This window comes from Pseudomonas sp. S4_EA_1b, assembly GCF_016307435.1.
Taxonomy (GTDB): domain Bacteria; phylum Pseudomonadota; class Gammaproteobacteria; order Pseudomonadales; family Pseudomonadaceae; genus Aquipseudomonas; species Aquipseudomonas rhodesiae.
Genome location: NZ_JAEILC010000157.1, coordinates 17,857 through 28,360, shown reverse-complemented (window position 1 = coordinate 28,360; position 10,504 = coordinate 17,857). Strand labels below are relative to the sequence as shown.

Annotated in this window: 11 protein-coding genes; 4 read left to right on the top strand and 7 right to left on the bottom strand. The window is 62.1% G+C overall.

Annotated features, from left to right (window positions below; genetic code table 11):
- Window positions 1–318 precede the first annotated feature (318 nt).
- The 3 genes from nadE to YA0848_RS33995 are packed head-to-tail and all read right to left on the bottom strand — an operon-like array spanning window position 319 to window position 3,012.
- The gene (nadE, locus tag YA0848_RS34005; RefSeq protein WP_169903858.1) at window positions 319–1,134 is read right to left on the bottom strand and encodes an ammonia-dependent NAD(+) synthetase; all 816 of its coding nucleotides are present in this window, start codon (window positions 1,132–1,134) and stop codon (window positions 319–321) included.
- 1 nt (window position 1,135) lies between these two features.
- A complete protein-coding gene (gene pncB / locus YA0848_RS34000) occupies window positions 1,136–2,353 on the bottom strand; it encodes a nicotinate phosphoribosyltransferase (protein WP_099312318.1) in 1,218 nt (405 codons plus the stop codon).
- A gap of 11 nt (window positions 2,354–2,364) precedes the next feature.
- A complete protein-coding gene (locus YA0848_RS33995) occupies window positions 2,365–3,012 on the bottom strand; it encodes a nicotinamidase (RefSeq protein WP_034096951.1) in 648 nt (215 codons plus the stop codon).
- 146 nt (window positions 3,013–3,158) lie between these two features.
- Here YA0848_RS33995 and YA0848_RS33990 point away from each other — a divergent pair, with 146 nt between their 5' ends.
- Window positions 3,159–3,851 (top strand): NUDIX hydrolase, encoded by a 693-nt coding sequence (locus YA0848_RS33990; RefSeq protein ID WP_034096950.1) that lies wholly within the window; start codon window positions 3,159–3,161, stop codon window positions 3,849–3,851.
- A gap of 18 nt (window positions 3,852–3,869) precedes the next feature.
- On the opposite strand, the gene YA0848_RS33985 is transcribed toward YA0848_RS33990, so the two are convergent.
- Window positions 3,870–4,643, bottom strand: coding sequence for an L-iditol 2-dehydrogenase (locus tag YA0848_RS33985; protein WP_169903859.1), 774 nt, complete (start codon window positions 4,641–4,643; stop codon window positions 3,870–3,872).
- A 16-nt stretch (window positions 4,644–4,659) separates the two neighbouring features.
- On the bottom strand, window positions 4,660–5,985 hold the full coding sequence (locus YA0848_RS33980; RefSeq protein ID WP_034096948.1) for an ABC transporter substrate-binding protein: 1,326 nt from the start codon (window positions 5,983–5,985) through the stop codon (window positions 4,660–4,662).
- Between the two features lie 208 nt (window positions 5,986–6,193).
- Here YA0848_RS33980 and YA0848_RS33975 point away from each other — a divergent pair, with 208 nt between their 5' ends.
- The 3 genes from YA0848_RS33975 to YA0848_RS33965 all read left to right on the top strand — a co-directional run bounded on the left by YA0848_RS33975 (window position 6,194) and on the right by YA0848_RS33965 (window position 9,272).
- Window positions 6,194–7,114, top strand: a complete 921-nt coding sequence (locus YA0848_RS33975; protein ID WP_034096947.1) for a helix-turn-helix domain-containing protein — start codon at window positions 6,194–6,196, stop codon at window positions 7,112–7,114.
- Window positions 7,115–7,286: 172 nt separating this feature from the next.
- Entirely contained in the window at window positions 7,287–8,234 is a 948-nt protein-coding gene (locus tag YA0848_RS33970; RefSeq protein ID WP_099312327.1) for a nucleoside-specific channel-forming protein Tsx, read from the top strand.
- 15 nt (window positions 8,235–8,249) lie between these two features.
- Entirely contained in the window at window positions 8,250–9,272 is a 1,023-nt protein-coding gene (locus tag YA0848_RS33965; protein WP_047882905.1) for a purine-nucleoside phosphorylase, read from the top strand.
- 55 nt (window positions 9,273–9,327) lie between these two features.
- On the opposite strand, the gene YA0848_RS33960 is transcribed toward YA0848_RS33965, so the two are convergent.
- Window positions 9,328–10,287 carry a quinone oxidoreductase family protein gene (locus YA0848_RS33960; RefSeq protein WP_169903860.1) on the bottom strand — a complete coding sequence of 320 codons (960 nt, stop codon included), beginning with the start codon at window positions 10,285–10,287 and terminating at the stop codon, window positions 9,328–9,330.
- A 27-nt stretch (window positions 10,288–10,314) separates the two neighbouring features.
- Window positions 10,315–10,488, bottom strand: a complete 174-nt coding sequence (locus YA0848_RS33955) for a DUF1427 family protein (protein WP_080758717.1) — start codon at window positions 10,486–10,488, stop codon at window positions 10,315–10,317.
- Window positions 10,489–10,504 lie beyond the last annotated feature (16 nt).

Here is a 10,504-nt window from a genome sequence, read left to right as displayed (position 1 = left end):
TGGGAGGGGGCTTGCTGTGGTGAGCGGGCTTGCCCCGCGCTGGGCTGCGAAGCAGCCCCAACCCCAGGCACCTCGGTGTGTCAGCTAAACCGCATCTCCTGGAATGGGGCCGCTTCGCGGCCCAGCGCGGGGCAAGCCCGCTCACCACAGAGTTATTTCAGCCTTTGAAACGTGTGTAGAGATCTATGGCTATTGGGGCCAGATGCACCGGTTGCCGGGTGGTGGCCCAGAGGAGTTTAACTGTGGGAGGGGGCTCGCTCACCACCTGCGAGCCTGTTCACCATAAGCAAGCCCACTCGTCCCGGACAGGGTACGAGGTTAGAGGGGGACGGTGGGCAGCGCGCGTTTGTGTGCGGTCTTGCGGTAGGCGCTCTCCACTATCGTGCGTACCTGCTCACTGACGGGTTCGCCCATCAGGTAGGCATCGATATCGTCATAGGTGCAGCCGTAAGCGACTTCGTCCAGTTTGCCCGGCGCCAGTTCTTCGAGGTCGGCGGTGGGGGCTTTTTTGACCAGGTTGGCCGGAGCGCCCAGTGCGGTGCCGAGCAGGCGTACCTGGGTCTTGGTCAGGCCGGACAGCGGCGCCAGGTCACAAGCGCCGTCGCCGAACTTGGTGAAGAAGCCCATCAGCGCTTCGGCGGCATGGTCAGTACCCACCACCAGGCCGTTGTGCAGGTTGGCCACGGCGTACTGCGCGATCATGCGGGCACGGGCCTTGACGTTGCCTTTGATGAAATCCACCTGCGCAGCGCTGGCTTCGCTGGCCGCCAGGCTGGCCATCAAGCCGTCGACACTGGCGGCGATATTCAGGGTGTCGATCTGGTCCGGCTTGATGAAGTCCAGGGAGGCCTGAGCATCGTGCTCATCGGCCTGGCTCTTGTAAGGCAGGCGCATGGCGATAAACCGCGCGGGATAACCATCGTCACGCAGTTGTTCGGCGGCCAGCTGACACAAGCGGCCTGCCACCAGCGAGTCGACGCCACCGCTGATGCCCAGCACCAGCGCTGTGCAGCCGGACTGGCGCAATGTGTGTGTGATGAAATCGATGCGACGTTGGATTTCCTGGGGCTCACCGCCCTTGACCAGCGCGCGGTTGATGTTCAGTTCCTGAGCGATGCGGTCCTGGGTTTGCATGTCACACCTCCACTTTGCCAACGTTGAAGACTTGCGCGGCGTACTGCAAAAACGAGGCGTCTTCGCAGACGTTTTTCACCGGGTCATCGGAAAACTTCACCACCGGTTCGCCGTGGACCCGCACCAGTTTCATCACAATGCTCAGCGGCTCCACGCCGTCCACATCGCAGGCCAGGCTGGTGCCCATGCCGAAACCGAAGCGGGCCTTGCCGCGAATGTGGCGCAGGATCGGCAGGCATTTTTCGAAGTTCAGCCCATCGGAAAACATAAGGTCTTTGGTCATGGGGTCGATGCCAAGTTCCTTGTATCTGGCCAGCACTTTATCGGCCCACACGATGGGATCACCGGAGTCCTGGCGCAGGCCGTCGTAGAGCTTGGCGAAGTACAGGTCAAAATCCTTGAGGAAAAAATCGGTGCTGATGCAGTCGGTCAAGGCAATGCCGAGGCGGCCGCGGTATTCACGTACCCAGTTTTCCAGCGCGGCGTTCTGACTTTCGCGCAGGCGCCCCAGTTGCTGGTGCACCATCAGCCATTGGTGGGCCATGGTGCCGATCAGCGGCAGGTCAAACTCGTAGGCCAGGTGGGCGTTGCTGGTGCCGACAAACTGGCCGGGGAAGTCGCGGCGCATGATGTCTACCACTTCGCGTTGGGCCTTGAACGACAGGCGCCGACGGGTGGAAAAATCGGACACCCGCAGGTCGGCGAGTTCCTCGCGGCTGAGGTTTTTTTCCAGCCAGTCGAATTTCTGATAGAGCTTGCGGGTGACGTCTTCCAGAGTCACGTCGGGGTATTTATCGCGGTTGCGCAGTTCGCTGACCAGGGCCAGCACCGGTTGCTCGAACATGATGCAGTGCAGCATCGGGCCGATCACGCGGATGTTGAGCTGGCCGTCCACTTCACTCACATGGATATAGCGCAGGTTGAAGCGGAACAGACCGAGGAAGCGCTCGTAGTCGGGTGTAAGGTATTCGCGAAAACGCGGGTTGAACAAAAAGCGCAGCTCGCCTTCGCGCATTTGCAGGCCAGCGAGTTTTTCCAGCTCGGCGCGCAGTTCGGGGATCAAGTGGCCGAGCTTTTCCTTGGAACGCACGATGAAGTTGTATTCGACATCCACGTTGGGGTGCTGGTGCAACACCGCTTGCATCATGGTGAAGGTGTAGTAGTCGGTGTCGAGCAAGCCCTGAATCACCGGGGATTCGTAGTCGTATGCACTTTCCATGGTGTCTCTCCTTAACGCGTGGCCATCGCGGCCAGTTCTTCGCGGGTGCGGCTGATAACGGCCCCCGCCTTGAGCAACTCATTGACGGCCTGCACACCGCCCTCCTCGCTGATCCCACGGCACGCCGGCAGGTGCAGGACCACTTCCAGGCCGGCCTTGAGCAGTTGCAAGGCGGTGGTCTTGACGCAGAAATCCAGGGCCAGGCCGCCGACGATCACACGGGCCACGCCGTGGGCTTTCAAATATTCGATGACACCAGTGGACAGCTTGTCGTGCAGGTCGTGGTAACAGGCGCCGTAGGGATGCAGGTCGGGTTCGACGCCTTTCCAGACGAAGTAATCGTAGTCATACGGGGTGGGCAGTTCGTCGAGCAAGGTAAAGCCTTCGGTGCCCGGCACGCAGTGGCTGACCCAGGTGAGGTCGGCGTGCTCCAGGCCGGTGGCTTGCATCATGTCGCTCTGCTGCTGGACCACCCACGGAGCGTTAGGGGTGTGCGCATCTTTGCTGCCGATACGATGGCCGACCAGGCTGGCCATGTAGTTCAGCTCGGCACCGATCTGATCACCGCCGGCCACGGGCAACTCGTTGGGGCACAGGGGCGTAAAGCTCTTCTGGGCATCGACGTCGAATGAAGCAATGGCAGTTTTGGAAAGGGTCATGGCGGTTCTCCTGTGGCCTGGAAACAAAAGTACACGTCATGTACTTTCATTGCAAGAAACATTTATCAATAAGTATCGGTGCAAGTACATGACATATTTTTTCGATCCGTTAGACTGTGCCCCACCGCTGTTTAGAAGGAAGCCCCATGTCACTCAGCCCCTACCTCCACACCGTCGACCTGTGCGTGCTGTTTTATTGCCGCGAGTCGGGAGAGATCAAACTGCTGCTGAATCAGCGCGAAGCCGAACCGTTCGCCGAGCACTGGGCGCTTCCGGGGGTGGTGGTCAATGGCGACGTGCAAGATCTGAGCCTCAAAGATGCCGTGGAGCGATTGCGCGCCAGTGACAAGGTCGGCCTGGAACTGGCCTGGTGCGAACAGGTCGGCACGGTGGGCGATGCGTTTCGCGACCCGCGCTGCTGGTCGTCGTCGACGTATTACCTGGCAATCGTGGCGGGTGAGGTCAGCCTGGGTGAGCGTCAGGGCTGGTTTTCACTCAATGCCGTGGCGGACGGCAGGATCCGGCTGCCATTCGATCACAACCTGATCGTCGCAGCCGTGCTGGAGCGGTTGTTGTCCAAGTCGCTATACAGCAGCTTGCCGTTGATGTTCCTCGGGCACGAATTCAGCGCGCCGCAAGCGACGGCGATCTTTTCCGTGGTACTGGGCAGACCGGTGCTCAAGACCAGTATTCGTCAGCGTTTGTTGAAGCTGACCGAGGCGGGCTACCTGCGCGAGACTGGCCGTAAAAAGCCGGGCGAAGGCGGCAGGCCCCAGGCGACGCTGCAACAACTGAAGCCTGGGGCGGTGTACTTTTTTGATCGCAGTTTTGCCGAGTAGCCTGGCTGCCCGGCTGGCTCAGCTCATCCAGTTACCCCCGTCGACGTTGTAGGTCTGGGCCACCACGTAATCAGCGTCCTTGGTCGCCAGGAAGATCGCCATGCCGGTCAGATCCTCGGCAGTGCCCATGCGCCCGAACGGTACTTCGGTCCCCACGCGTTTTTTCTTCTCGCCCGGCGCCAGGCCCTCATGCCGGGCGAACAGCGCGTCGACGCCATCCCAGTGCTCGCCGTCCACCACGCCGGGGGCGATGGCGTTGACGTTGATGCCGTGTTGGATCAGGTTCAGCCCCGCCGATTGCGTCAGGCTGATCACCGCCGCCTTCGTCGCGCAGTACACCGCCACCAGCGGTTCGCCGCGCCGTCCAGCCTGGCTGGCCATGTTGATGATTTTGCCGCCGTGGCCCTGGCGGATCATCTGTCGCGCAGCCGCCTGCAGGGTGAACAGGGTGCCGGCGACGTTGATCGAGAACAGCCGTTCGAAGCTTTCGCGCGTGATGTCGACGATGGGCGCCAGGTCGAACAACGCTGCGTTGTTGATCAGAATATCCAGCTTGCCGGCGTGGGCCACCACGGCGCCAATGGCCGCATCGATGGAGGCTTGCTCGGTCACATCCATGGCCACCGCATACGCCTGGGGGCCCAGTTCGGCAGCGGTTTGCCGCGCCTGTTGCAGGTTGATGTCGGCGATGGCGACCGTGGCGCCTTCTGCGATATAGGCCTGGGCAAACGCGCGGCCGATGCCCCGCGCCGAGCCGGTGACCAGCGCGCTCTTACCGTCGAGTCGTTTCATGGTGATGTCCTGATCATTATTTGGGATAGCCGGCGCGTTTCATCTCGCGTTCGGTGCTGGTTTGCGCCTGCTGCAAGGCTTGGTCGACCGACATGCCGCCGGTCAACGCGGCCGAGAACAGCTTGCCGACCGACGTACCGATGGCCTGGAACTCGGGGATGGTCACGTACTGAATGCCCACGTACGGCACCGGTTTAAGCGACGGATGGGCGGGGTCGGCGTGTTGCATCATCGCCAGGGTCACCTGAGCAAACGGTGCAGCTTTCAGATAGGCCGCGCTATAGGTGGACTGGCGGGTGCCCGGCGGTACGTTGGTGATGCCGTCTTGATCGGCGACCCATTGTATGTACTCCTTGGACGTAGCCCAGGTGATAAAGGCCTTGGCCGCATCCTTGTGCTTGGACGTGGCCGGAATCGCCAATGACCAGGCGTATAACCAGGAAGAGCCTTTGTCGGTGACTTCGGTGGGCGCCGCCGCGAAACCTACGCGGTCGGCGACCTTGCTCTGACTTTTGTCGGTGGTGAAAGAACCAGCCACGCTGGCATCGACCCAGATCGCGCATTTACCGCTGTTGAACAGCGCCAGGGTTTCGTTGAAACCATTGCTGGACACGCCCGGCGGCCCGTACTGCTTGAGGGTGTCAACGTAGAAATTGGCCGCCGCCGTCCACTCGGGGCTGGTCAGTTGCGGCGTCCATTGCTCGTCGAACCAGCGCGCACCGAAGGCATTGGCCATGGTACTCAGCAGTGCGATGTTCTCGCCCCAACCGGCTTTGCCGCGCAGGCACATCCCGTATTGGCCCTGGGCTTTGTCGGTGAGTTTGGCGGCGAATTCGCCGAGCTGGCTCCAGGTAGGGTGCGCGGGCATGCTCAGCCCGGCTTGCTGGAACAGGTCGGTGCGGTAGTAGGTCACGGTGCTTTCACCGTAGAACGGCAAGGCGTAGAGGGTGTTATTGACCGACAGGCCCTGGCGCACCGAGGGGAAGATATCGTCGACATCGTAGTCGGGCGGCAGTTGAGTGAGCGGCTCCAACCAGTGCTTGGCGCCCCATAACGGCGTCTCATAAGTGCCGATGGTCAGCACGTCGAACTGCCCGCCCTGGGTGGCGATGTCGGTGGTAAGGCGCTGGCGCAAGACGTTCTCTTCGAGCACCACCCAATTGAGTTTGATGTCCGGGTGCTGCTGCTCGAACACCTTGGACAAGCGCTGCATACGGATCATGTCGCTGTTGTTGACGGTGGCGATGGTCACGGTGTCGGCAGCTTGGCTGGGCAGTGCCAGGGCCAGGCCGCTGAGCGCGAACAACGCATGGGCAAGTGTGGTTTTGCAGGTTGGGAGCATGGCGGTTTCCACCTGTTGTTTTTGTTGTTGAGCGCCGATTACAGCAGCTTGGTCACGCCCTCACAAACCCGTGGCGGATGCCCTTCTGGTACTTTTTTAACCCTTGGCGTAGAGGCAAAAAAGTATCAGTGGCGGGCCGAGGCGCGGGTAGCGCACGGATGACCAGCGGCGTATTTTTAGGCATTCCCCTCCAACAAGAGGCATCCCCATGCCCGTCAGCCGCGCCACCCTGTTCGACCATCGCCCGGCAGAGCGCGAAGTGATCCTGCCCGAGCCGGACCATTGCTTTCGCTGGTTCGAACACGACTATCCCTATGAACTGGCGCGCTGGAACCATCATCCCGAGTTTGAAATCCACCTGATCCGCCACGGCAGCGGCAAGTTGGTGGCGGGCGATTACATTGGTGCGTTCAGCGCCGGGCACGTTGCGCTGATCGGCCCCGACCTGCCCCACGACTGGATCGGCGACCTCGCCCCCGGCGAATACCTGGCCGGCCGCGACGTGGTGTTGCAATTCGACGGGGCTGCCCTGCTCGCCTTGCGCAACACCCTGCCGGAACTCGGCGACTTACAACGCTTGTTCGAACAGGCGAGGCGCGGCCTGGCCTTCAGCGGCGACACCGCAGTGCGGGCCGCGTGCCTGATGGAAGACATCGGTCGCGCCCAGGGCCTGCAACGCTTGATCCTGTTCCTGCAATTGCTCGACACCCTGAAAAACGCCCCGACGCATCAGATGCAAACCCTGGCCAGCCCCTGCTACGCCCCCACCCTGGACGCACGCAGCGCCGAACGCATCCACAAGGCGTTCGACTACCTGATGCGCGAACTGACCGGCGACGTGCGCCTGTCGGAGATCGCCCGTCAGCTGGACATGAGCGAGCCGGGCTTCTCGCGTTTTTTCAAGCGCAACACCGGCCATGGTTTTATCGACCTGATGCGCAAATTTCGCGTGCAGCGCGCCTGCCGCTTGCTGCTGCAAAGCGAGATGTCGGTGGCGGATATCTGCTTTGAAGTGGGCTACGCCAACCTATCCAATTTCAACCGGCACTTTCGCATCGAGATGCAGCAAACCCCCAGCGACTATCGGCGCGACACCGCCGTGCACCTGTTCGACAGCAGCAAAAAATGACACCCAGCCAATGTTGATCAACAGGTCGACTATTAACCGAATTTCCCAGTTATTTCAGTGCGCTAACCAAAGTTGGTACAGCCTGTGCAAACGTTTGCGCTAAGAACTTGCCAGACAAGTTCCGATCTGCCCGAAGAATCGGGTTCAAACCGCGCAAGAACAGGGATTTTCAATGCATCGCACCTCTCGGCTCCCCGCTCCATTGGCTGTTTCTGTGCTACTGGCCGCCGTTACGGGACTACTCAGCGCACCCATTTTGGCGCAGTCCAAGCCCACCGATGACTCAGCACAGGGCGAAACCCTGGCCCCCGAAGCCAGCCCGGCGAAACAAGGCGTGTACCTGTCGGACTGGTTCAACCAGGACCTCACGCTGATCGGCAGTAAAGACATCAGCTTCGGCCCCAAGCCCACCGATGACATCTACCTGGAATACGAGTATTTCGGCCGCAAAGGCCCGTTCGAGCTGTATGGCTATATCGATGTGCCCAAGATCCTCACCATCGGTAACAGTAATGACAAAGGCGTGTGGGACCATGGCTCGCCGGTGTTCATGGAGCACGAACCGCGAATCTCCATCGACTACCTGGCCGGCCGCAGCCTGGCCGTCGGCCCGTTCAAGGAATGGTACGTGGCGTTCGACTGGATCTACGACCACGGCAGCAACAAGGAAAACCGCGCCAATACGCTGTACAGCGGGCTGGGCACCGACATCGAGACCCACTCGCGGGTCAACCTGTCGGCCAACTTCTACGGGCGCTACCAGTGGGAAAACTACGGGGCCAGCAACGAGTATTCGTGGGACGGCTACCGCGCGCAGATGAAGTACATCGTGCCCATCGGCAAGTTCGACAACGGCGCCTCGCTGACCTACATCGGCTTCACCAACTACGATTTCGGCTCGGACCTGCACAAGGACAACCCGGCGCGCACCGCCAACGCCTTGGTGGCGACCAACGTGCTGCTGTATTCGTTCACGCACCTGCGCTTCACCCTGGTCGGCCGCTACTTTCACAACGGCGGCAACTGGGAGGACGGCAGCGAGTTGAATTTCGGCGAAGGCAACTTCCGCGCGCGTTCCGACGGCTGGGGTTATTACGCCGGTGTGGGCTACCAATTCTGATCTAAGGAGCACTCGATGAATGTATTCAACCGCCTCTCAATCGCCATCGGCCTCGCCTTGCTGGCCCCTGTGGCGCTGGCACAGGCGCCGATCAAGCCCAAAGTGATGCTGATCACCATGTTCGCCCCCGAGGCGCAAACCTGGATCGACCGTCTGGCGCTCAAGCAGGAAGTGCGCGTGCCGGGTCTGTCGGCCGAATATCCAGTGATCCGCTGCAACACCCAGGATGTGTGCCTGCTGGTCACCGGCATGGGTCAGACCAACGCCGCCGCGTCCACCCTGGCCCTGGCGTTGTCGCCGCAGTTCGACCTGCGCCAGAGCTACTTCCTGGTCGCCGGTATCGCCGGTATCAGCCCCAAGCACGGCACCCTCGGCACCGCCGCGTGGGCCCATTACCTGGTGGAATTCGGCACTCAATGGGAGTTGGATTCACGGGATGCACCCAAGGATTGGCCGACCGGTTACCTGGGTATCAACACCAAAGGCCCCAACGAAAAGCCACCGCTGGACTACAAGACCGAAGTATTCGAGCTAAACCCGGCGTTGCAGGCCAAGGCGTTTGCCTTGTCCCATAAGGTCGAACTGAGTGAAAGCAAAGAGTCGGCCGCCTGGCGCAAACACTACCCCGCCGCCCCGGCCAACCAGCCGCCGCAGGTCACTCGCTGTGACACCCTGGCCGGCAACACCTGGTTCTCCGGCACGCGGCTGAGCGAACGCGCCGAGGTCTGGACCAAGCTGCTGACCGACAACAAAGGCGAGTACTGCACCACCCAGCAGGAAGACAACTCCACCTACGAAGCCCTGCTGCGCGCCAGCCGCGAGGGCCGGGTAGACATCCAGCGCCTGGCGGTAGTGCGCGCCGGCTCGGACTTCGACCGCCCCTACCCCGGCTACAGCGAGGTGGATAACCTGCTCAAGTACGCCGACCAGGGCGGCTTCGTGCCGGCGCTGGAGAACCTGTACCGCGCCGGTAACCCGCTGGTGCAGGCGATTTTGAACAACTGGTCGGCGTGGGAAAAAGGGGTGCCAGACGCCTGAGCGGATGGCCCTGCGCGAGGGGCGCTTGCTCTAGCAGGCAAGCGCCCTGGCCCTCTCACGGCAGCAGAATGAATTTATCCGCGCTGCCCCGGTTCACCGCGTCATAACAGGCCACCCCATCGGCCAGCGCCACCTCGCGCAGGCCCGTCGGCAGCGGCAACGTACCTTCATCGAAGAAGCGCACGAATTGCGCGAGCATCACCGCACATTGTTCGCAGTTGTAGAGCAATGAATTGATGCCCACCACCGAGCCGCCCTTGCGATACAGGGCCAGGGCCGGTAGCTGCACATGACCGTCCGCAGGCGCGGCGATGATCGCGATGCGCCCGAACGGGGCCAGACCCGCTACCGCCGCCGGCAGCCAGAAACCGGTAGTGTCGAAGATCACCTCAGCGCCGCCCTCGAACACCCCATGCACCTGGGCACCCAGCGCATCAGGCTCGCCCAGGGCAATCGCGGTGTACCCCTCGGCCTGCAACGTCTCGACTTGATCCGCACGGCGCACCGCCGCCAGTACCTGGGCCCCACGAATCTTCCCCAAGGCCAGGGCCGCGCGGCCCACGGCGCCATTGGCACCGATCACCAGCAACCGTGTGCCGCTGCCGACACCGCTGCGCTCCAACGCATCCCACGCGGTGGTGTACGGCACGCCGAGGCTGGCGGCCTGGGCAAAGCTCAACTGCGCCGGTTTACGCGCCACGCCTTGAGCCGACACGGTCAGATACTGGGCGTGGGAGCCGTCGGCAAAGAACCCCAGGTCCCGGCCGGTGCCCCACACTTCCTGGCCGAGCAGCGCCTGGGGGCCCTGCACCACCACGCCGGCAAAGTCGCGGCCAGGGATGCGTGGCAGAGTGGTGTAGGGGAAACGCCCGAGCACGTTTTTGACGTCGCTGGGGTTTAGGCCGGCGGCTTTGATCTGCACCAGCACGTCACCCGCGGCCGGAACCGGCGTGGGGATGTCAACCAGGCGCAGCGCGGCGAGGTCGCCGGTGGCGGAAAATTGCAATGCGTTCATGTTCACTCTCCAGCAGAAGAAAAGGCTTCAGGACAACCAGCCGCTGACCAGATGCCGGCCCATGGGCCAGAGCTTTTCGCCCAGCAGCATGCCCAGCAGGCCCACCAGGGCGATGGCCGGCGGTGCGGGCGAGCGGAAATCCAGGGCGCCGTAGAGCACGCCCACCAGCAGGCCGATGGCAAGGGAAATCAGATAGTCCATGGGGATTACGCCGTGT